Source organism: Streptomyces sp. NPDC038213 (genome assembly GCF_055600495.1).
Genome location: NZ_JBVJYM010000008.1, coordinates 64052 through 84968 on the forward strand (window position 1 = coordinate 64052; position 20917 = coordinate 84968).

Sequence of the window (20917 nt, forward strand, 5' to 3'; positions counted from 1 at the left end):
GCGCCTCCTCGAAACGGCCCTCGGGATCGCGCCCGCCCTCCCCCTCCCCCTGCTCCCCGCTACTGCTCCCAGGGCACCCCGGGCGCCTTGTGGAAGTTGACGCCGAGCGCCGCCAGCCGCGGCCCCTGGGCCGCCAGCCGCAGCCGGTACGCGCTCCAGTCCAGGTCGGCCGCCTGCGACCAGCCCAGCTCGGCCGCGCCGATCACCCGCGGGAAGGCCATGTACTCCAGGTCCGCGCGGTTGCCGACGGTCTCCGTCCACAGCGGGGCCTCGACGCCCAGCACCGCGCTCTCGGGCACGCCCTGCAGGTAGCGGCCCGGATCCCAGTCGTAGGCCCGCTGCACCGACACGTACCCGGCCCAGTTCAGGCCCACCGGGGTCTGGCCGTCGTACTTCATGTCCAGGTAGATCCGGTCCGCGGGGGACAGCACCACCTTCGTGCCGCCCCGGACCGCCGCGGCCACCTTCTCCCTCTCCACGGCCCCCGTCCGGTCGTACCCCCAGTACTGCACCACCGCGCCCGGGGCCGGCTTCGCCCCGGTCAGCTGGTGCCAGGCCATCACCTTCTTGCCGTGCGCGGCGACCGTCGCCTGGGCCCGGTCCATGAACTTCGCGTAGTCGGCGTGCGGGGTGGAGTGGGCCTCGTCCCCGCCGATGTGCAGCAGGGACCCGGGGGTCATGGCGGCCAGTTCGCGCACCACGTCGTCCACGAACTCGTACGTGCGCTCCTCGGGCACGCACAGCGAGCTGAAGCCGACCTTGATCCCGGTGTAGCGCGGCGGGGCGACCCCGTTGCAGTTCAGCTCGGCGTAGGAGGCCAGGGCGGCGTTGGTGTGCCCGGGTACGTCGACCTCGGGGACCACGGTGATGTAGCGCTCCCCGGCGTAGCGGACCAGCTCCCTGTACTGGGCCTTGGTCCAGTACCCGCCGGGTCCGCCGCCGACCTCGCTGCCGCCGCCGTAGGTCGCCAGCCGCGGCCAGGAGTCCACGGCGATCCGCCAGCCCTGGTCGTCGGTGAGGTGCAGGTGCAGGGTGTTGATCTTGTACAGGGCGAGCTGGTCGAGGTAGCGCTTGACCTCCTCGACGGTGAAGAAGTGGCGGGCGACGTCGATCATCGCCCCGCGGTAGGCGAACCGCGGGGTGTCGGTGACCGTGCCGCCCGCCAGGGTCCAGGGCCCGCCCTGCGGCGCCCTGACCGGCAGCAGCTGGCGGAGGGTCTGGATCCCGCGGAACAGCCCGGCGGGCCGGTACGCGGTGAGCACCGCCCCCGATTCATCGGTCTGGAGCCGGTACCCCTCCTCCCCGAAGGCGCCCGCGTCCCCGTCGAGGCGCAGCCGGATCCCGTCGGTGCCGTGCCCGGCGTCGGTCCCGCTGACGGCCAGGGGCAGTCCGGTGGCCGGCCGCCAGGCGGCGGCGAGCTGCTCCCCGACGGCGCGGGCGGCGGCGGAGCCGGCGGTGGTGCGGATGGGGGTGCGGGCGGTGAGGGTGTAGCCGGGGCCGCCGGGGGCGTAGTCCGCGGGGGCCGGGACGATCCGCTCGAAGGCGGAGAGCCGGACGAGGGGCGAGTCCGCGCTGCGGGCCTCCGTACAGGAGGAGAGAAGTGCTCCGCAGACCGCGCTGGCGAGCAGGGTGGCGAGAGTGCGCCGGAGTCTCATGACCCATAGGTATAGGCCAACCGGGGGCGCGGCGCGATACGCCCGCCCCGGCCCGGGCCGGTTTCCCGCTGAAATCATCCGGACGAGGGAGCCCCGGGCCGGGTGCCACCCCTCGTCAACGCTGTGCGATTCGCCCCGATTCCGATCGGAATACAGGACTCCACTGGTCCGTACCATTGGAATCCTGCCCGAAATCGGGCAGGATTCTTGCATCCATCGGGGGTGACCCTTCAGTATCTACGGGTGCTCGATCGCCGCCCGTCCCATGAGGACCTCGTCGACCACCTGGTGCGCAGCACCGCGCTCCAGCGCGGGGAGGCCGCCCGGGTGGTACTCGACGTGCTGGCGTACTTCGACGAGACGACCGAGGAGTTCGTCCGCCGCCGCCACCGCGAACTGCAGTCCGGCGGAGCCGTGAACGCGGAGATCTTCGAGCGGATCGCGGCCGAGCTGCCGCACCGCGCCGTGGCCCCGCCGGAGCTCTCGCTCCGGCAGCTGCGCCGGATCGTCTACGGCTGACCGGAGCGCGGCCCCCCGGCCGCAGGAGCACTCACCCGAACCTCAGGAGGGGCAAGACCCATGTGCGGAATCGTCGGCTACATCGGCAAGCGTGACGTTGCACCGCTGCTGCTCGAAGGCCTGCAGCGGCTCGAGTACCGCGGCTACGACTCCGCCGGCATCGTGGTCAACAGCCCCAAGGCGCCGGCCCTCAAGGTGGTCAAGGCCAAGGGCCGCGTCCGCGAGCTGGAGTCCCGCGTCCCCAAGCGCTTCGCCGGCACCACCGGTATCGCCCACACCCGCTGGGCCACCCACGGCGCCCCCAGCGATGTGAACTCCCACCCGCACCTGGACCCCGAGAACAAGGTCGCGGTCGTCCACAACGGCATCGTCGACAACGCCGCCGAGCTGCGCGTGAAGCTCGAGGCCGAAGGGGTCGTCTTCGCCTCCGAGACCGACACCGAGGTCATCACCCACCTCGTCGCCCGCTCCCAGGCCGAGACCCTGGAGGACCGGGTCCGCGAGGCCGTCAAGCAGATCGAGGGCACGTACGGCATCGCCGTCATGCACGCCGACTTCGCCGACCGCATCGTCGTGGCCCGCAACGGCTCCCCGGTGATCCTCGGCATCGGCGAGAAGGAGATGCTGGTCGCCTCCGACGTGGCCGCGCTGATCGCCCACACCCGCCAGGTCGTCACCCTCGAGGACGGCGAGATGGCCACCCTGAAGGCCGACGACTTCCGCACGTACACGACCTCGGGCACCCGCACCACCGCCACCCCCGAGACCGTGGAGTGGGAGGCCGCCTCCTACGACATGGGCGGCCACGACACGTACATGCACAAGGAGATCTCCGAGCAGCCCGCCGCGGTCGACCGCGTGCTGCGCGGCCGGATCGACGAGAAGTTCTCCACCGTGCACCTCGGCGGCCTGAACCTCGACGCCCGCGAGGCCCGCGGCATCCGCCGCGTGAAGATCCTCGGCTGCGGCACCTCGTACCACGCGGGCATGATCGGCGCCTCCCTCATCGAGGGCCTGGCCCGGATCCCCGCCGACTCCGAGCCGGCCTCCGAGTTCCGCTACCGCAACCCGGTCGTGGACCCCGACACCCTGTACATCGCCGTCTCCCAGTCCGGTGAGACCTACGACGTGCTGGCGGCCGTCCAGGAGCTCAAGCGCAAGGGCGCCCGCGTCCTCGGCGTGGTCAACGTGGTCGGCTCGGCCATCGCCCGCGAGGCCGACGGCGGCGTGTACGTGCACGCCGGCCCCGAGGTCTGCGTGGTCTCCACGAAGTGCTTCACCAACACGGTCGTCGCCTTCGCCCTGCTCGCCCTGCACCTGGGCCGCATCCGCGACCTGTCCGTCGCCGACGGCAAGCGGATCATCGAGGGCCTGCGCAAGCTGCCCGCCCAGATCCAGGAGATCCTGGAGGGCGAGGAGGACATCAAGAAGCTGGCCGCCGAGTACGCCGAGGCCAAGTCGATGATGTTCATCGGCCGCGTCCGCGGCTACCCGGTCGCGCTGGAGGCCTCCCTCAAGCTCAAGGAGATCTCCTACATCCACGCCGAGGCCTACCCGGCCTCCGAGCTCAAGCACGGCCCGCTGGCCCTGATCGAGCCCGCCATGCCGACCGTCGCGATCGTCCCGAGCGACTCCCTGCTGGAGAAGAACCGCGCCGCGCTGGAGGAGATCAAGGCCCGCAGCGGCCGCATCCTCGCGGTCGCCCACGCCCCGCAGGAGAAGGCCGACCACACCATCCTCGTCCCGAAGAACGAGGACGAGCTGGACCCGATCCTGATGGGCATCCCGCTCCAGCTGCTGGCGTACCACACCGCCCTCCACCTGGGCCGCGACATCGACAAGCCGCGCAACCTGGCCAAGTCGGTCACCGTCGAGTAGTCGCCCCCGCGGCAGGAGAACGGCCCCCGTGCACCGCGCACGGGGGCCGTTCTCGCGTAACCCGCCCGACCCGCCCGGGGCCGGCCGGCCTCAGCCCGCCGCGACCGCCCCGCGGCCCGAGCCCCTGCGGAGCGCCATCGGCCAGTGGGCCAGCGCCGCCGTCGCGCCGTACCAGGCCATCAGACCCGCGAGGGCCGCCGCCCAGCCGCCGGCCTTCACCAGGCCGCCGGTTTCCGCGAAGCCGCCTATCCCCATGAGCAGCAGGGAGAGGAAGAGCAGTCCGTACACGCCCTGTCCGAAGAGCCCGCCGGAGCCCGCGACCGTCAGGGTCAGGGCGAGGAGGGCGAACAGGAGGAGGAACAGTCCGGAGGCGTGTGCAGAAGCGTTTCCTTCAGCGCCTGCCGCCCAGGTGAAGAGGAAGGCCCCGCTGCCCGCGAAGGCCGTGCCGTTGAAGCCGTTCCCGCCCCGGAACTCCAGGACGCCGAGGATGAACAGGGCGATGCCGCCCACGTTCGTCGCCAGGGCGAGTGCGTCCGCGGCGCCTACGCCGTCGATGACGCCGGTCTGGCCGATGCCGATGGCGAGAAGGGTGAGACCGAGGGCGATGTGGCCCAGGGTCGAGGTGGAGGCAGTGCTTCCCGCGGAGACTTCGTTGTCCACGGCGGGCTCCCTTCGATCTGCAGTTGTCGTGCTGCTACCCAGCGAGTTTTATGTACCCTTCACAACCCGCCACAACCGGCCAACAGACCGTCATTCGGTCACGGGATGACAACGACCGGTCGCTGTGCGCGCTTGGCCAGCCGGCCTGCGACCGAACCGAAGATCCGGCCCACGATGCCCTGGGTGGAGCCCACGACGATGGCGTCGGCGGAGTACTCCCGGCCGACCTCCTCCAGCTCGTGGCAGATGTCCCCGCCCCGCTCGACCAGGATCCACGGGACCTCGGCGAGGTAGTCGGCACAGGCCAGTTCCAGCCCCAGCACCTCGGTGCGGTGGTCCGGCACGTCGACGAACACGGGCGGCTCGCAGCCGGCCCACACGGTGGTCGGGAGCCGGTTCGCGACATGGACGATGATCAGACCGGAACCGGAGCGGCGGGCCATCCCGATGGCGTAGGCGAGTGCCCGCTCACTGGAGGTGGAACCGTCGAAGCCGACGACGACTCCGTGCCGGAAGGCAGGGTCGCACGGCTGGCGTGCCTCTTCGACCGCTCGGAGGTCCGACGCGGAGTCGGCGACCTGCTTGCGCTTGCGGTCCGCGCGTTCGGGGAATTCGTGACCGGCCATGACGTCTCGGCGAAAAAGGTCCTTGAGGAGGCAACAGAGGGTGACGGAGCTGTCGGGGCCCGGGGCGAGCCGTGTCCGGGAATCATCTTCCCCAGCCCATACCCCCAAGGGTACGGCGACACTCATCCCCTGCACAGGGGCCGCCGTTCTCGGGGGAACGTCCCCCGGAGCATGCCGGAGCGAGGGCTGCTTGGCAATGCCGTCTCACGCCTACGGTCAGTGACGAGCCACCCGTGCGGACAGTGACCGAGGGTGCCCGACCGCGTTGGACAGACGTCAGACCGTCCAGGAAGAGCCCCCAGGGAGCACTCCGTGCCCGGTCCTCCGGTTTCCCCCCTCACCCCGCGCGAACAGCCCCCCGCCGCGACATCCGCGCCTCCGGTTCACCCTTCCGGGGATCCGGCCGGGGACGTCGTACGGTGGGCGGCGTTCAGCTGCCTGCTCGTCCCCGTGGTCCTCATGGTCTACGGCACCTCTTTCGGCGGGGCCGCGGTGGCCGCGCTGGGTCTGGTCGCCGTCACGGCCGTCTGCCGGGTGATACTGCGGCGCGCCGAGAAGATGGAGCGCTCCGCGGTCCGGGTGCCCGCCGGCCGCGCGCCCGCGCCGGGCCCGTCGGGGGAACCGTCCGTTCCGCGCGGCCGGCACTCCCGGGGCCAGCAGGGGCCGCCGTGCTCGGGGACTCCTCAAGGCTGACTGGTTCGCACACCCGCCCTCCGTATGTTTTCAGCCAAGTTCACGGCGGAGCGCAACCCGTGGCGGAATGCCCACCCCACCGCCCCACCACCAGCGACGACGGCGCGCAAGGGGGCCGTCGACCCTACGTGTACTGGCCACGGCCGCTCGGCGCGCTTCCCACCAAGGTCGCGGAGTGGAACGCTTCCTGATCGAATGCTTTTCGCCAAGTTGCCAAGTCGACATAGCGCTGCGTGCTGAACTTGTCACGGCGACGCCACGCGGCGCAGTAGATTCGATCATGTATGTACGGCGGGGGATCACGTGCAAGGCCGAGGGGATACGTGCAGGTGCGACCAGACCAAGGAGTCGCGACACCCAAGGGGGGCTTAGCGCCATGAGCCAGGATTCCACCGCCGTCATCGCGGACGCGGGCCGGAAGCTCGCAGGGCGCCGCCGTCGGGAAATCGTCGCGGTGCTGCTCTTCAGCGGCGGTCCGATCTTCGAGAGTTCCATTCCACTCTCCGTGTTCGGCATTGACCGGCAGGACGCGGGAGTTCCACGCTACCGACTGCTCGTATGCGCAGGCGAGGAAGGACCGCTGCGGACCACCGGCGGTCTCGAGCTCACCGCGCCGTACGGGCTGGAGGCGATCGCCCGGGCAGGCACGGTCGTCGTTCCGGCCTGGCGGTCGATCACGTCACCGCCGCCTCCGGAGGCGCTCGACGCTCTGCGTCTGGCGCACGAGGAGGGGGCCCGGATCGTCGGCCTGTGCACGGGTGCCTTCGTGCTCGCGGCCGCCGGCCTGCTGGACGGCAGGCCCGCGACGACGCACTGGATGTACGCGCCGACGCTGGCCAAGCGGTACCCGTCCGTCCACGTCGATCCGCGCGAGCTGTTCGTCGACGACGGCGACGTGCTCACGTCCGCGGGCACCGCGGCCGGAATCGACCTGTGCCTGCACATCGTGCGCTCGGACCACGGCAGCGAGGCTGCCGGGGCCCTGGCCCGCAGGCTGGTCGTACCCCCGCGCCGCACCGGCGGCCAGGAGCGGTACCTCGACCGGTCGCTGCCCGAGGAGATCGGCGCCGACCCGCTGGCCGAGGTCGTCGCCTGGGCCCTGGAGCACCTCCACGAGCAGTTCGACGTGGAGACGCTGGCGGCGCGCGCCTACATGAGCCGGCGCACGTTCGACCGGCGGTTCCGCTCGCTGACCGGCAGCGCACCGCTCCAGTGGCTGATCACCCAGCGGGTGCTCCAGGCACAGCGGCTGCTGGAGACCTCGGACTACTCCGTGGACGAGGTCGCCGGGCGCTGCGGGTTCCGCTCGCCGGTGGCGCTGCGCGGGCACTTCCGGCGGCAGCTGGGGTCCTCCCCGGCCGCCTACCGGTCCGCGTACCGGGCCCGCAGGCCGCAGGCCGAGGCCCCGGTCACCTCGCTGTCGGACTCGCCGGTCCCCCACCAGCGCACGCCCCAGCCCCAGCGGGCGGCGGCGGCCCTGGCGGCCAGCGGCCCGTCGGTGACCGAGCTGTACTCGCCCGGCCGCGCGCTGCTGCACGGCCAGCGGGAGCACGCGTAGCGGTGCGGGCACCGCCCCGGTGAACCGAGGTCCCGCGGATCTGTCGACGTACGATCCGCGGGGCCTCCCACACCGGAGTTCGGGCCGCGACCGCCTAAGGTGGTCGCATGAACGATCGCATGGTGTGGATCGACTGCGAGATGACCGGGCTCTCGCTGACGGACGACGCACTCATCGAGGTGGCCGCACTGGTCACCGACTCGGAGCTCAACGTGCTCGGCGAAGGCGTGGACATCGTGATCCGCCCGCCGGACGGCGCGCTGGAGCAGATGCCCGACGTGGTCCGCGAGATGCACACGTCCTCCGGACTGCTGGAGGAACTGGCCGGCGGCACCACCCTGGAGGACGCCGAGGCGCAGGTCCTCGCGTACATCCGGGAGCACATCAAGGAGCCGCGCAAGGCGCCGCTGTGCGGGAACTCGGTCGGTACCGACCGCGGTTTCCTGCTGCGGGACATGCCGGAGCTGGAGGGCTTCCTCCACTACCGCATCGTGGACGTGTCCTCGGTGAAGGAGCTGGCCCGCCGCTGGTACCCGCGCGCCTACTTCAACAGCCCGCCGAAGAACGGCAACCACCGCGCGCTGGCGGACATCAGGGAGTCGATCGCGGAGCTGCGCTACTACCGCGAGGCCGTGTTCGTCCCGCAGCCCGGCCCCGACTCCGACACCGCGAAGGGCATCGCCGCCCGTCACGTGCTGCCCGCCGAGTAGGCGCGGGGAGCGAGCACCCCTCCGGACCCTGTATTGTTTTCCTCGGCCGGTCGGAATCCGACGGGTCATGGTGGGTGTAGCTCAGTTGGTAGAGCACCTGGTTGTGGTCCAGGTGGCCGCGGGTTCAAGTCCCGTCACTCACCCTGATACGAGGGCCCCGGTACGCGAGAGCGCACCGGGGCCCTCTGCGTGTCCGGAGCCCGCCGGGGGCTCCGGGAAGGGCCTCAGGTCGAGTCGCGGACGACCAGCTCCGTCGGCAGGACGATCCGCGGCCGCTCCCCCGCCGCCGCCCGCGGCCCCCGCCCGATCTGCTCCAGCAGCACCCGCGCCATGGTCCGCCCCATCTCCTCGACGGGCTGGCGGACGCTGGTGAGCGGCGGGTCCAGGTGCCGGGCCACCACCGAGTCGTCGAAGCCGACCAGCGCCACGTCCTGCGGTATCCGCCGGCCCGCCGCGCGCAGCACCTGCCGGGCGCCGGCCGCCATCACGTCGGAGGCGGCGAAGACCGCGTCCAGGGCGGGGCGGCGCTCCAGCAGTTCGGCCATGGCCCGGCGGCCGCCCTCCTCGGTGAAGTCCCCGAGGGCTATCAGCCCCTCGTCCAGGCGGTCCGCGCCGGCCTCCGCCAGGGCCTCGCGGTAGCCGTCGAGCCGGCACCGGGCCCCGTACACGTCGAGCGGTCCGGTGATGGTGGCCACCGCCGTCCGGCCGCGGCCGAGCAGGTGCCGGACCGCGCTGCGGGCCCCGTCCAGGTTGTCGGAGTCCACGCAGGCCAGCGGCTCCCCGGCGAAGCGGCGGCCGCTGAGCACGGCGGGGATGCCGAGCTCCTCCAGCAGGTCCGGCAGCGGGTCCCCGGCGTGTACCGAGACCAGCAGCACCCCGTCGACCCGGTGGGCCGCCAGGTACTGGGCGAGCCTGCGGCGCTCGCGGTCGCCGCCGGCCAGGGTGAGCAGCAGCTGCATGTCGGTGTCGGCGAGGGCGGCGCCCACCCCGCGGAGCACGTCGGAGAAGTAGGGCTCGGCGAAGAACCGGTCCTCCGGCTCGGGGACGACCAGGGCGACGGCGTCGGTGCGGTTGGCGGCCAGGGCCCGGGCCGCGCGGTTGGGCACGTAGCCCAGCTCGGCCACGGCGGCCTCCACGGCGGCCCTCGTCTGCTCGCTCACCCGGGCGGATCCGTTGACCACCCGGGACACCGTGCCGCGCCCGACCCCCGCCCGCGCCGCCACTTCCTCGAGGGTCGGCCGTCCCCCGCTGCGCCCACGACCATTCATGGCTTCCTCCCGCATGGAACATACCCCTTGACGTCTGTGGGAGCGCTCCCACACTGTGGCACACGACACTCTGCACGTTCAGCCCCCGCCCCCTCAGGGAGATGCCCATGCGCGTCAGATCAGGTCTCGCAGTCCTCGCAGGAACCGTGCTGCTGCTCTCGGGCTGCGCCTCCGACCCCGCCGGGGGCCCGGAGGGCGGCGGCGCGGCCGGCGGCAGCGGCAAGACCACCCTCACCGTCGGGGTGTTCGGCGCCTTCGGGTACAAGGAGGCCGGGCTCTACGACGCGTACACCGCCGCGAACCCGGACGTGGTCATCAAGCAGACCTCCATCGAGCGCAACGAGAACTACTACCCGCAGCTGCTCACCCACCTCGGCACCGGCAGCGGGCTGGCCGACATCCAGGCCGTCGAGGTCAACAACATCGCGGAGATCACGGCGACGCAGGGCGACAAGCTGGTGGACCTGGCCGGTGCGGCGGGGGTGCGGCGGGAGGCCTTCCTGCCGTGGAAGTGGTCCCAGGGCGGTACGAAGGACGGCCGCACGGTCGCCCTCGGCACGGACATCGGCCCCCAGGGCATCTGCTACCGCAAGGACCTGTTCGCGGCGGCCGGGCTGCCGACGGACCGCGAGGCGGTGGGCGCGCTCTGGGCGGGCGACTGGAGCAGGTACCTGGCGGTGGGCCGGCAGTACAAGGCGAAGGCCGGGCAGGGGAAGGCCTTCGTCGACTCGGCCTCCGGGGTGATGGCGGCGGTCACCGGCAGCAGCGCGCAGCGGTTCTACGACGCCTCGGGCAAGCCCGTGTACAAGACCAACCCGGCCGTCCGCCAGGCCTTCGACCTGGCCGCGGACTTCGCCTCGGACGGGCTGAGCGCCAGGCTCCAGCAGTTCACCCCGGCCTGGGACCAGGGCTTCGCCAACGGGGCCTTCGCGACGGTCTCCTGCCCGGCGTGGATGCTCGGCTACATCCAGGACAAGGCGGGGGCGGCCGGGCAGGGCAAGTGGGACGTGGCCCAGGCTCCGCGGGCCGGCAACTGGGGCGGGTCGTTCCTGGTCGTGCCGAAGGCCGGGAGGAACAGCGCGGAGGCGGCGAAGCTCGCGGCCTGGCTGACGGCCCCGGAGCAGCAGGCGAAGCTCTTCGAGAAGCGGGGCAGCTTCCCGAGCGCGCAGGCGGCGTACGACCTCCCGGCGGTGTCCGGGGCCACGCACGCGTACTTCGGCGACGCGCCGATCGGCGCGATCTTCGCGCGGGCGGCCAAGGGGGTGCCGGTGCAGGTGCTGGGGCCGAAGGACCTGGTGATCGCGCAGAACCTGGCCGACGTCGGCATGCTCCAGGTGGACCAGAAGGGACGCACCGCCGAGCAGGGCTGGCAGGCGGCGCTCAAGGCGATCGACAACGCGCTGGACAAGTGAGCCGGCCGTGACCGAAGCCTCGATGACCGATCCGCCCGTGGGCACGGTGGGCGGGGTGGGCCCGGTGCCGGCGCCCGCTGCGGGCCGCAGGGAAGGGGAGGGCGGGAAGGAAGGGGAACGGGAGGGCCGGGCGCAGCGGTGGCGCTCGCGGCGCTACCGGTGGGACCTGCGCTGGAGTCCGTACGCCTTCCTGGCGCCGTTCTTCCTCTTCTTCGCCGCCTTCGGGCTCTTCCCGCTGCTGTACACGGGCTGGGCGGCGCTGCACCAGGTGGAGCTGACCGATCCGGACGCCATGACCTGGGTGGGGGCGCGGAACTTCACCCGGCTGCTGGGGGACGAGTTCTTCTGGAACGCGCTGCGCAACACGGTGACGATCGGGCTGCTGTCCACCGTCCCGCAGCTGGCCGTCGCGCTGGGGCTGGCGCACCTGCTGAACTACCGGCTGCGCGGCTCGGCCTTCTTCCGGGTGGCGGTGCTCACCCCGTACGCGACCTCGGTGGCCGCGGCGACGCTCGTGTTCGTGCTGCTCTTCGGGCGGGACTACGGGATGGTCAACTGGGTCCTGGGGCTCACGGGCCTGGGCCCGGTGGACTGGCAGAACGGCACCCTGGCGAGCCAGGCGGCGGTCTCCACCATCGTGATCTGGCGGTGGACGGGGTACAACGCGCTAATCTACCTGGCCGCGATGCAGGCCGTGCCGCACGAGCTGTACGAGGCGGCGGAGCTGGACGGGGCCTCGCGGTGGCGGCAGTTCCTGCACGTCACGGTGCCCTCGCTGCGGCCGACGATCCTGTTCACGGTCGTGGTGTCCACGATCGGGGCCACCCAGCTGTTCGGCGAGCCGCTGCTCTTCAACGGGGGCGCGGGGGCCACGGGCGGGGCGGACCACCAGTTCCAGACCCTCGGGCTGTACCTGTACGAGCAGGGGTGGGTGAACCTGCACCTGGGGCGGGCCTCGGCCATCGCCTGGGCGATGTTCCTGATCCTGCTGCTGGTCGCCGGGGCGGCCCGGCTGCTGCGCGGAAGGGGTGGGGAGCGGTGAGGACCTTCCGGGCCGGGAGGCTCACGTACCTGGTGCTGGGGCTGTTCGCGGCGGGCTCGCTGTTCCCGCTGGTGTGGACGGCCGTCGCGGCCTCGCGGACCAGTTCCCGGCTGGCGCAGACCCCGCCGCCGTTCTGGTTCGGCGGCAACCTGTGGCGGAACCTGTCCACCGCCTGGACCGACGCGAACATGGGCACGGCGCTGCTCAACACGGCGCTGGTGGCCTCGGTGGTGGCGGCGGGCACGGTGCTGTCCTCGACGCTGGCCGGATTCGCCTTCGCCCGGCTGCGGTTCCGGGGGCGGGGGCCGCTGCTGGCGCTGGTGGTGGGGACCATGCTGGTCCCGCCCCAGCTCAGCGTGGTGCCGCTGTACATGCTGATCGCCGAGCTGTCGTGGACGGACCGGCTCCAGGCGGTGGTGCTGCCGGCGCTGGTCTCGGCCTTCGGGGTGTTCTTCATGCGCCAGTACCTCGTGCAGGCGCTGCCGGCGGAGCTGGTGGAGGCCGCGCGGATGGACGGGGCCGGATCGCTGCGGCTGGTGTGGCACGTGGTGTTCCCGGTGGCCCGGCCGGCGATGGCCGTGCTGGCGATGCTGACCTTCGTGATGGCCTGGAACGACTTCTTCTGGCCGGTGATCGCGCTCACGCAGAACGGCAGCCCGACCGTGCAGGTGGCCCTGACGGGCCTGGGCCGGGGCTACATCCCCGACCAGTCGGTGATCATGGCGGGGGCCCTGCTGGGCACCCTGCCGCTGCTCCTCGTCTTCGTCCTCTTCGGCCGCCGGATCGTCGGCGGCATCATGCAGGGAGCCGTCAAGGGATGACAGCCATGGATTTCCCGCCGGAGTTCCTCTGGGGCGCGGCCACGGCCGCCTTCCAGATCGAGGGGGCCGCCGACGGCCGGGTCCCCTCCATCTGGGACGCGTTCTGCCGCACCCCCGGCAAGGTGGCCGCGGGCGACACCGGGGACGTGGCGGCGGACCACGTCCGGCGCTGGCGGGAGGACGTCCGCCTGATGGCGGACCTCGGCCTGGGCTCGTACCGCTTCTCGGTGTCGTGGCCGCGGGTGCTCGCGGGCGGGGCCGGCTTCTACGACCGGCTCGTGGACGCGCTGCTCGGGCACGGGATCGAGCCCTGCCTGACCCTCTACCACTGGGACCTGCCGCAGGAGTGGGAGGAGGCCGGGGGCTGGCCCGCCCGCGGGACGGCGTACGCCTTCGCGGAGTACGCGCAGCGGGTGGCCGCGGTCCTCGGCGACCGGGTGACCCTGTGGACCACGCTCAACGAGCCCTGGTGCAGCGCCTTCCTGGGGTACGCCTCCGGGGTGCACGCCCCGGGCCGGACCTCCCCGGAGGACGCGCTGCGGGCCGCGCACCACCTCAACCTGGCGCACGGGCTGGCAGCCGCGGCGCTGCCGTCGACGGCCCGTACGGGGATCGCGCTGAACCCGAGCGCGGTGCGCCCGCTGACGCCTTCGGCGGCCGACGCGGACGCGCAGCGCCGCATCGACGCCCTGGCCAACCGGATCTTCACGGGCCCGCTGCTGCACGGGGCCTATCCGCAGGACCTGTTCGAGGACACGGCCGCGGTGACGGACTGGTCCTTCGTGCGGCCGGGGGACGAGGCGCTGATCCACCAGCCGCTGGGCTTCCTCGGGGTGAACTACTACACCCCGGCGGTGGTCTCGGACGCCGGGGAGGGCCCGGTCCCGCGGGCCGACGGGCACGGCGCCTCGGAGCACTCGCCCTGGCCGGGCGCGGACCGGGTGGCCTTCCACCGGGCGCCCGGGGAGCTCACGGACATGGGCTGGCCGGTGGACGCGGGCGGGCTGTACGAGCTGCTGATGCGCTTCGCCCGCGAGGCCCCCGGGCTGCCGCTGATGGTGACGGAGAACGGGGCCGCGTACGGGCCGGAGCTGCACGATCCGGCCCGCATCGGCTACGTCCGCGCCCACCTCGCGGAGGTCCGCCGGGCCATCGCCGACGGGGCGCCGGTCGGCGGCTACTACCTGTGGTCGCTGCTGGACAACTTCGAGTGGTCGTACGGGTACGCAAAGCGGTTCGGGATCGTGCACGTGGACTATGCGACCCAGGTCCGCACCCCGCGCTCCAGCGCCCACTGGTACGCGCAGGTGGCCCGTACGGGGGTGCTCGGCGCGGCCCCGCCCGCGGCCGGGGCGGGCGGGTAGCCGGGTCAGTCCAGGATGCCCAGGTCGTGCGGGAGCTCGTAGCGGACCGGGTCGTCGGGGAGGAACCAGTGGAAGCCCTCCTCGAAGAAGACGGCGACCACGTTCACGGCGATGACCAGGGCCAGGAAGCCCAGCACCACCCGGCCGAAGGTGCGGTAGCCGGAGGTCTCGGGGATGTGGCGGGCGGCGGTGGAGTGCGCGAAGGCCATGACCACCCCGACCGCCACCACCGAGGCCGAGAAGAGGATCCACGCCCAGACGTAGAGGTGCAGGCCCCACAGCTCGCTGCCGTAGCCCTTGTCGCCCGGCAGGATGTGCAGCATGGTCTGCCGCCAGGAGGCGAAGGCCCCGCACATCACGGCGACCAGGGACATGCCCCAGCCCATCATGTAGTCCCGGCCGGAGACGTTGCCGCCCATGCCCCGCCGGATGATGAAGGCCGCCCCGATGGCGGCGAGCAGCATGAACATCCGCTGGACGATGCACAGCGGGCAGGGGTACTCCCACTTCACGAACTGGTAGTAGAGGCCGCCGCAGACGACACCCGTCCAGCCGAGGGCGAAGAAGCACGCGAACCAGTACTGGACCTTCCCCAGCAGGCCCCCCTCGATCGGGGCGGCGTCCGGGAGGATGCTGTTCATCGCGGCCATGGGTCAGTAGCTCAGGTTCAGGGCGAGGCTGCTGGTGATGTGGTGGGCCATCAGCAGGATGACCGCGATGAGCATGACGAACCAGGCGCCCAGGACCACCATCCTGGAGGACTGCCGGTACAGGGCCAGCAGCGTCGCGAGAATGCCGCCGAAGATCAGGGTGTCCATGAGGCCGGACGCTATACATATACGGACAAAGGCCATATGAGGCGCGCCCGGTGCGCGCCCCGCATCACGCGGTGGAGCGCCTGCGCCGCCGCACCGCCCCGCGGTGCCCGCGCCGCCCCTGGGCCGGCGGCCGCTCCCGGCCGTCCAGCCCGATCCACACCCGGACCTCGGTGCCGCCCAGCACCGAGCGCCCGATCCGCACGTCGCCGCCCGTGGACTCGGCCACCCGGCGCACGATGTCCAGCCCCAGCCCGGTGGAGCCGGCCCGGCGGCCGTCGTTGCCCCGCCGCAGGGCCGCGTCCGCGTCCTCGATCCCCGGACCGCCGTCCGAGACGAGCACGATCACGGCGTCCCCGGCCTCGTGGACGTCGACCGAGAAGGGGGTGCCCTCCGGGGTGTGCCGGAAGACGTTGCCGAGCATGGCGTCGAGGGCGGCGGCCAGTTCGGGCCGGGCGACGGGGATGCGCACCGTACGGCCCACCCCCGCCAGGCGCACCTCGCGGCCCTGGTCCTCCGCGAGCGCCGACCAGAAGTCCATCCGCTCGCGGATCACCTCCGAGGCGTCGCAGCCGGCCCCCGGGCCGGGCCCGGGCTGTGCGGAGCGCTGCTCGCGGGCCGTGCGGATGATGGTGTCCACCTCCCGCTCCAGCTGCTCGACGGCGGCACGGGTCTGCTCGGCGGCGGGGCCGTCCCCGAGCGAGGCGGCGTTGAGCCGGAGCACGGTGAGGGGGGTGCGCAGCCGGTGGGAGAGGTCGGCGGCGAGCTCGCGCTCGTTGGCCAGCAGGTCGAGGACCTGGTCGGCCATGGAGTTGAACGCGACCGCGGCCGAGCGCAGTTCCGCGGGCCCCTCCTCGGGTACGCGGGCCCCGAGCCGGCCTTCGCCGAGCTGCTGGGCGGCGTGCGCAAGCCGGCGCGCGGGCCGTACGAGGCGGACGCCGAGCCGGTCGGCGACCGCGACCGAGCCGACGATCAGGGCCAGTCCCACGCCGGCGAGCACCAGCCAGGCGGTGGCGACCCCGTGGGTGACCTCGCCCTGCGGGATGTGGATCTCCACGACGGCGATCCCGCCGGAGCCGATCGCGGTGGGCTGGAGCAGGACCGAGCCGCCGCCCGCGAGGTCCACGCTGGTGGCCCGGCCGAGCCTGCGGGTGTCGGCCACGGCCGCCTCCCCGGCCCAGCCCCGTCCGATGTCCACGGGTCCGCTGCCGGCCACCCCGGCGTCGGGGTCGGGCGAGACCTCGGGGACGTGGACGGCCATCCGGCCGGCCGCGCCCATCTGCGTGGAGGCCACGGCCCGGGCCAGCTGGCCGCGGTCGGTGGTGATCGACAGGGTGGGGCCGATGGCGGCGGCCTGGCGCTCGGCGTTGGAGAAGGCCCGCTCCCGGGCCATCTCCTGCACCACCAGCCCCAGGGGCACCGCGAAGGCGACGACGACCATGGCCGTGACGGCCAGGCACACCCGGACCAGCGCCCATCTCATCGGCGGCTCACAGCGGCGGTTCCAGTTTCACGCCCACCCCGCGCAGGGTGTGCAGGTAGCGGGGCCGGGCGGCGGTCTCGCCGAGTTTGCGGCGCAGCCAGGACAGGTGCACGTCGATGGTCTGGTCGTCCCCGTAGGACTGCTGCCAGACCTCGGCCAGCAGCTCCTTGCGGGGGACGACCACGCCGGGCCGGCCCGCGAGGAAGGCCAGCAGGTCGAACTCGCGCCGGGTGAGGTCCAGTACCGCCCCGTCGAGCTCGGCCGAGCGGCGCAGCGGGTCGATGGCGAGCCCGCCCACGCGCAGCACCCGCGAGGGCGGTTCGGCCCCGGCGGCCGAGCGGGCCCGGCGGAGCACGGCGGCCATCCGGGCCGACAGGTGCTCCACGGAGAAGGGCTTGGTCAGGTAGTCGTCGGCGCCGTCGTTGAGCAGCCGTACGATCTCGGCCTCGTCGTCCCGGGCCGTCGCGATGATCACGGGTACGTCGGTGATGCCGCGGAGCATCTTCAGGGCCTCGGCCCCGTCGAGGTCGGGCAGTCCGAGGTCGAGGATGACCACGTCGAAGCGGTGGTGGGCGACCTCGCGCAGGGCTTCCAGGGCCGTACCCACGCTCCGGACCGCGTGGGCGGCCTCGGTCAGGTGCCGGATGAGGGCGGATCGTACGAACTGGTCGTCCTCGACCACGAGCACACTTGCCATGGGCGGCACCGTACGCCATCCGGGGGACCCGCGGAGGCGCCGGGACGACTCCGGGAGGCGTGGTGCAGTATGTCCCCCGATGAGACGAGCACTGGTCCACACGCTGGCGTGGCTGCTGGCCACGGGCGCCGCGGTGACCCTGTCCTGGTGGGGCGTCCACTCCGTGATCACGGGTACGGCCTACGATCCGCCGCGCGCCCTGCCGCTGTCGGGGCAGCCGCTGTCCTCGTCCACGCGCGGGAGCGTCCCGCCGCCCCCGGAACCCGCCGCCACCCCCTCCGCCCCCGCGTCCCCGTCCCCGTCGCCCTCCGCCCGGCGGGGCGCCGACCCGGCCGCCTCGGCCGGCTCCGGCGCGGACCCCACGGCGGGGCCGCGCCCGCTGCGCAGGCCGCAGGACTCCGGGGGCCGGGTGCGCAGCTATCCCGTGACGGGCGGTCAGGCGGCCTTCGACCTGGGCGGCCCGGCCTGCGAGCTGGTCTCGGCCACCCCGGACGGCGGCTGGCAGATGCAGGTGTGGAAGCAGCCGAAGTGGATCCGGGTGACGTTCAGCCGGGACGGCCGCGAGACGGACCTGTTCTGCACCTGGCACGACCACCCGCCGCTGGTGGAGATCGAGGAGCGCTGAGCGCCGGGCGGCGCGGCCCGCTCAGCGGAAGACGGAGGGCGGCGGGGCCGGGGAGGCCGCTGCCGAGGCGTCCGTGACGGGGGCCGCGCCGCCGGTGAAGTCGGCCAGGGCGCGGCCGTGCTCCACCCGGCCGGGATGCGGGTCGCCCGCCACGCGGCGGGTGAACTCGGCCACGGGGAGCTCGCGGTCGGCGGCCACCAGCACCGCATTGCCGAAACGTTTCCCCCGGAAGACCACGGGGTCGGCCGCGAGCGCCAGGTCCGTGAACCGCGAGGCCGCCGTCGCGATCTGCCCGCGCAGGTGCGCCAGCGGCGGGCCGTCGGCCAGGTTGGCCACGTACCACCCGGCGGGCGACAGGGCCCGGCGCACCTCGTCCAGGAACTCCGCGCTCGTCAGGTGCGCCGGGGTGCGCGCGGCGCTGAACACGTCCGCGATCACCAGGTCGGCCCAGCCCTCCGGCACCTTCGCGAGCGCGGTCCGCGCGTCCGCCGGGCGGACCCGGACCCGGGCCTGCGGGTCCAGCGGCAGGTGCTCCCGCACGAAGGCCGTCAGCGGGGCGTCGATCTCGGCGACCTGCTGCGCGGAGCGGGGGCGGGTGGCCGCGGCGTACCGGGCCAGGGTCAGGGCCCCGCCGCCGAGGTGGAGGAGGTTCAGCGGCTGCCGCGCGGGCGCCGCCAGGTCGATGAGGTGGCCGATGCGGCGCTGGTACGCGAAGTCGAGCCGCGCGGGGTCCGCCAGGTCCACGTGGGACTGCGGGGCCCCGTCGACCAGCAGGGTCCAGGACCCGGCCCGCTCCCGGTCCGGGGCCAGCTCGGCCAGACCGCCGTCCACCTGCGCGACGACGGCCCCGGGAGCCGCACGGTCACGCTTCCTGCCCTTCGCCACGCTGCCATTATCGCCGCACGTGTCGGATGAGCGTATTTATCGCCGCGAGGGGGCGCGGACCCGCCGCGCGGGCCGACCGCGGCCCGGAGCGGACCGCCCGGCGGGACCGGAGCGGACCGGCTAGCGGCAGTTGTCGGCCGCCTCGATCAGGCGGGCCGCCTCGCCCAGCGCGGCGCGCAGCACCGCGGGGTCGGTGACCGGCTCCGCGGCCTCCGGGGGCAGCAGCCAGCCGCCGTCGCCCCCGCCCGCAGGCAGCACGTCGAAGCGCATCCCGCGCCCCGACGTGTGCGTACAGGCACTGCCCGGCAGGTCCCAGCCGTCGGCGGTGCCCGGCGGCACCAGGAAGCCGAGGGTGTCCCCGGCCCCGTCGTGCATCACCGGGCCCACGGCCCCGGAGGCCCCGCAGGCGGCCTCGGAGGACCGCCGGATGATGTCCACGGCCTCCAGCCCCTGCCGGACGGACACCGTCACGAGATCGGGGGCGGCCGCATGCTCCGCGCTCGCGCCGCTGGTCGCCGCACTCTTCTCCATACCGGCCTCCTCCTACGCGCTGGGAGCCGCCTCCCACTCCTCATGGTTCAACGCGCGGGACCGTCAACGGGTGCGGCGGCCTGCCGCCGCAAAGGATGGCACTTCATGGCGGATCGCGGGTGAGATATCCGTTTTGTAGCCAAACGGAGGACGGGAGGTCCTTGACTGGCGGTACGTTCATGCGCGCCGGAATCCCAGGTACCGGCGGCACCTTGGCCAGAGAGGGCACGTCCGATGGCGTCGTCACCCAACGAGACCTTCCGGCGGCTGCGCGGTCCGCACTCCCCCGCCGAATTCGCCGCGCTGGTACGGCGGGCCGGACGGGAGATCGGGGAGAGCGTCGCCTGCGACGCCCGGTACATCGGGCGCGTGGAGGCGGGTGAGATCCGCTGTCCCAACTACGCGTACGAGCGGGTCTTCCTGCACATGTTCCCCGGGAGCACCCTGTCCGACCTGGGGTTCTCGCCGCGCGAAGCCGTGCGCGGCCGCGGGCCGAACCGTTTCCCCCCGGCCCCGCCCGGCACGCCCCACCCACCCGTACCCCCCTACCCCCCCTGTCCACCCTCCCCACCTTCCCCTGCACCCGAGGAGAGCGACGTGCTGCGTCGCGCGTTCATTTCCGGCGGCTCCGCCACCGTGGCGGCCGCAACCCTGGGCTTCACCCTGCCCCGCCGGTCCGAGCTCCCCCACCGGGCCGGCGAGGCCGAGGCCGAGGCGGTCGAGGCCGCCGTACGGCAGATCAGGCTGCTGGACGACCGGTACGGCGCCGACGGCCTGTACCGGCGCGCCGCCGAACCGCTGCGCACCGCGTACGCGCTGCTGGACGCCGGGGCCAACCGGCAGTCCACCGTGGACCGGCTGCACGCCGGGGCCGGCGAACTCGCCCTGTCCGTGGGCTGGCTGGCCCACGACTCCGGCCGCTTCGGCGACGCCCGGTCCCACTACGCCGAGGCGCTCGCCACCGCCCGGCTCTCCGGCGACGCGGCCCTGGAGGCCCACGCCTTCTGCAACACCGCCTTCCTCGCCCGGGACTCGGGCCGCCCCCGGGAGGCCGTACGGGCCGCCCAGGCCGGGCAGCGGGCCGCCCGCGCGGTGGGCTCGGCCCGGCTGTCCTGCCTGCTCACCCTGCGGGAGGCGGGCGGCTGGGCCGGGCTCGGCGACCGCCCGGGCTGCGAGGAGGCCCTCGGGCGGGCGCACACCCTCTTCGGCCGCGGGGCCTCGGCCGCCGACCCGGAGTGGATGAGCTTCTTCGGCGAAGCCGAACTGGAGGCGCTGGAGGCAGGCTGCTGGTCGGCGCTCGGGCAGTACGACCGGGCGGCCCGGCACGCGGGCCGCGCCTCGCACCTCCAGGACCCGCACTTCGCGCGGAACGTGGCCCTCTACACCGCGCAGCTCGCCGACGACCTGGCCCGGGCGGGCTCCCCGGAGGAGGCAGCGGCCGCGGCAATCCGGGTGCTGGACCTGCTCCCGCAGGTGCAGTCCTCCCGGGTGGAGGCGATGCTCGCCTCGACCTCCCGCGCCCTGGTCCCCCACCAGCGCACCCCGGCGGTGGAGGACTTCGTCACCCGCCACGCCACGACCTGACCCGCAACCCGCCCGGGGCTGCACCCACCAGCCGCCTCCAGCGGCATGCCGGGCCCCGCCCGGTGGTCCCGGGATGGGGAACCCGCCCCCT

The 20917-nt window shown here is 73.4% G+C and carries 20 protein-coding genes and 1 tRNA gene; 11 read left to right on the plus strand and 10 right to left on the minus strand.

Translation table 11 applies throughout. The features are described 5' to 3' along the window. Positions 1 to 59: 59 nt before the first annotated feature. A complete protein-coding gene (locus tag ACZ7JZ_RS14715; RefSeq protein WP_470938256.1) occupies positions 60 to 1655 on the minus strand; it encodes a beta-N-acetylhexosaminidase in 1596 nt (531 codons plus the stop codon). 243 nt (positions 1656 to 1898) lie between these two features. Between ACZ7JZ_RS14715 and ACZ7JZ_RS14720 the strand changes: the two genes are divergently transcribed. Both ACZ7JZ_RS14720 and glmS read left to right on the plus strand, forming a co-directional pair. Next, positions 1899 to 2174 carry a hypothetical protein gene (locus tag ACZ7JZ_RS14720; protein ID WP_266577204.1) on the plus strand — a complete coding sequence of 92 codons (276 nt, stop codon included), beginning with the start codon at positions 1899 to 1901 and terminating at the stop codon, positions 2172 to 2174. A gap of 60 nt (positions 2175 to 2234) precedes the next feature. Next, positions 2235 to 4052 (plus strand): glutamine--fructose-6-phosphate transaminase (isomerizing), encoded by a 1818-nt coding sequence (gene glmS, locus ACZ7JZ_RS14725; RefSeq protein WP_470938259.1) that lies wholly within the window; start codon positions 2235 to 2237, stop codon positions 4050 to 4052. A 90-nt stretch (positions 4053 to 4142) separates the two neighbouring features. Here the strand turns inward: glmS and ACZ7JZ_RS14730 are convergent, their stop codons facing one another. Beyond that, entirely contained in the window at positions 4143 to 4712 is a 570-nt protein-coding gene (locus tag ACZ7JZ_RS14730; protein ID WP_470938262.1) for a GPR1/FUN34/YaaH family transporter, read from the minus strand. Between the two features lie 98 nt (positions 4713 to 4810). After that, the gene (locus ACZ7JZ_RS14735; protein WP_470938265.1) at positions 4811 to 5338 is read right to left on the minus strand and encodes a universal stress protein; all 528 of its coding nucleotides are present in this window, start codon (positions 5336 to 5338) and stop codon (positions 4811 to 4813) included. A 1069-nt stretch (positions 5339 to 6407) separates the two neighbouring features. Between ACZ7JZ_RS14735 and ACZ7JZ_RS14740 the strand changes: the two genes are divergently transcribed. From ACZ7JZ_RS14740 to ACZ7JZ_RS14750, 3 genes are all read left to right on the plus strand, one after another. Continuing rightward, positions 6408 to 7589 (plus strand): helix-turn-helix domain-containing protein, encoded by a 1182-nt coding sequence (locus ACZ7JZ_RS14740; protein WP_470938268.1) that lies wholly within the window; start codon positions 6408 to 6410, stop codon positions 7587 to 7589. Positions 7590 to 7696: 107 nt separating this feature from the next. Beyond that, positions 7697 to 8299: an oligoribonuclease gene (gene orn, locus ACZ7JZ_RS14745; protein ID WP_470938271.1), complete on the plus strand. Its 603-nt coding sequence runs from the start codon at positions 7697 to 7699 to the stop codon at positions 8297 to 8299. A 70-nt stretch (positions 8300 to 8369) separates the two neighbouring features. Beyond that, positions 8370 to 8442: transfer RNA gene (locus ACZ7JZ_RS14750), tRNA-His, on the plus strand. A gap of 81 nt (positions 8443 to 8523) precedes the next feature. Here the strand turns inward: ACZ7JZ_RS14750 and ACZ7JZ_RS14755 are convergent. Beyond that, the gene (locus ACZ7JZ_RS14755) at positions 8524 to 9567 is read right to left on the minus strand and encodes a LacI family DNA-binding transcriptional regulator (protein ID WP_470938274.1); all 1044 of its coding nucleotides are present in this window, start codon (positions 9565 to 9567) and stop codon (positions 8524 to 8526) included. Positions 9568 to 9674: 107 nt separating this feature from the next. Here ACZ7JZ_RS14755 and ACZ7JZ_RS14760 point away from each other — a divergent pair, with 107 nt between their 5' ends. The 4 genes from ACZ7JZ_RS14760 to ACZ7JZ_RS14775 are packed head-to-tail and all read left to right on the plus strand — an operon-like array spanning position 9675 to position 14206. Next, positions 9675 to 10979, plus strand: a complete 1305-nt coding sequence (locus ACZ7JZ_RS14760; RefSeq protein ID WP_470938277.1) for an ABC transporter substrate-binding protein — start codon at positions 9675 to 9677, stop codon at positions 10977 to 10979. 22 nt (positions 10980 to 11001) lie between these two features. Beyond that, the gene (locus ACZ7JZ_RS14765) at positions 11002 to 12021 is read left to right on the plus strand and encodes a carbohydrate ABC transporter permease (protein ID WP_470938671.1); all 1020 of its coding nucleotides are present in this window, start codon (positions 11002 to 11004) and stop codon (positions 12019 to 12021) included. Next, positions 12018 to 12842, plus strand: coding sequence for a carbohydrate ABC transporter permease (locus tag ACZ7JZ_RS14770; protein WP_470938280.1), 825 nt, complete (start codon positions 12018 to 12020; stop codon positions 12840 to 12842). Before ACZ7JZ_RS14765 ends, ACZ7JZ_RS14770 begins: the two co-directional genes overlap by 4 nt. After that, the gene (locus ACZ7JZ_RS14775; RefSeq protein WP_470938283.1) at positions 12839 to 14206 is read left to right on the plus strand and encodes a GH1 family beta-glucosidase; all 1368 of its coding nucleotides are present in this window, start codon (positions 12839 to 12841) and stop codon (positions 14204 to 14206) included. The genes ACZ7JZ_RS14770 and ACZ7JZ_RS14775 overlap by 4 nt, the downstream gene beginning before the upstream one ends. A 5-nt stretch (positions 14207 to 14211) precedes the next feature. On the opposite strand, the gene ACZ7JZ_RS14780 is transcribed toward ACZ7JZ_RS14775, so the two are convergent. From ACZ7JZ_RS14780 to ACZ7JZ_RS14795, 4 genes are all read right to left on the minus strand, one after another. After that, a complete protein-coding gene (locus tag ACZ7JZ_RS14780; protein ID WP_470938285.1) occupies positions 14212 to 14847 on the minus strand; it encodes a disulfide bond formation protein B in 636 nt (211 codons plus the stop codon). Between the two features lie 12 nt (positions 14848 to 14859). Then, positions 14860 to 15024 (minus strand): DUF5993 family protein, encoded by a 165-nt coding sequence (locus ACZ7JZ_RS14785; protein WP_470938288.1) that lies wholly within the window; start codon positions 15022 to 15024, stop codon positions 14860 to 14862. A 64-nt stretch (positions 15025 to 15088) separates the two neighbouring features. Further along, on the minus strand, positions 15089 to 16504 hold the full coding sequence (locus tag ACZ7JZ_RS14790) for a HAMP domain-containing sensor histidine kinase (RefSeq protein ID WP_470938291.1): 1416 nt from the start codon (positions 16502 to 16504) through the stop codon (positions 15089 to 15091). 7 nt (positions 16505 to 16511) lie between these two features. Then, the gene (locus ACZ7JZ_RS14795) at positions 16512 to 17201 is read right to left on the minus strand and encodes a response regulator transcription factor (RefSeq protein ID WP_470938294.1); all 690 of its coding nucleotides are present in this window, start codon (positions 17199 to 17201) and stop codon (positions 16512 to 16514) included. A gap of 79 nt (positions 17202 to 17280) precedes the next feature. On the opposite strand from ACZ7JZ_RS14795, the gene ACZ7JZ_RS14800 reads away from it, so the two are divergent. Beyond that, a complete protein-coding gene (locus ACZ7JZ_RS14800; RefSeq protein ID WP_470938297.1) occupies positions 17281 to 17826 on the plus strand; it encodes a hypothetical protein in 546 nt (181 codons plus the stop codon). A 21-nt stretch (positions 17827 to 17847) separates the two neighbouring features. Here the strand turns inward: ACZ7JZ_RS14800 and ACZ7JZ_RS14805 are convergent, their stop codons facing one another. Together ACZ7JZ_RS14805 and ACZ7JZ_RS14810 are read right to left on the minus strand one after the other, a co-directional pair. After that, a complete protein-coding gene (locus tag ACZ7JZ_RS14805) occupies positions 17848 to 18711 on the minus strand; it encodes a spermidine synthase (RefSeq protein ID WP_470938300.1) in 864 nt (287 codons plus the stop codon). Positions 18712 to 18831: 120 nt separating this feature from the next. Further along, a complete protein-coding gene (locus tag ACZ7JZ_RS14810) occupies positions 18832 to 19242 on the minus strand; it encodes a hypothetical protein (protein ID WP_470938304.1) in 411 nt (136 codons plus the stop codon). 234 nt (positions 19243 to 19476) lie between these two features. On the opposite strand from ACZ7JZ_RS14810, the gene ACZ7JZ_RS14815 reads away from it, so the two are divergent. After that, the gene (locus ACZ7JZ_RS14815) at positions 19477 to 20826 is read left to right on the plus strand and encodes a tetratricopeptide repeat protein (protein WP_470938307.1); all 1350 of its coding nucleotides are present in this window, start codon (positions 19477 to 19479) and stop codon (positions 20824 to 20826) included. Positions 20827 to 20917 lie beyond the last annotated feature (91 nt).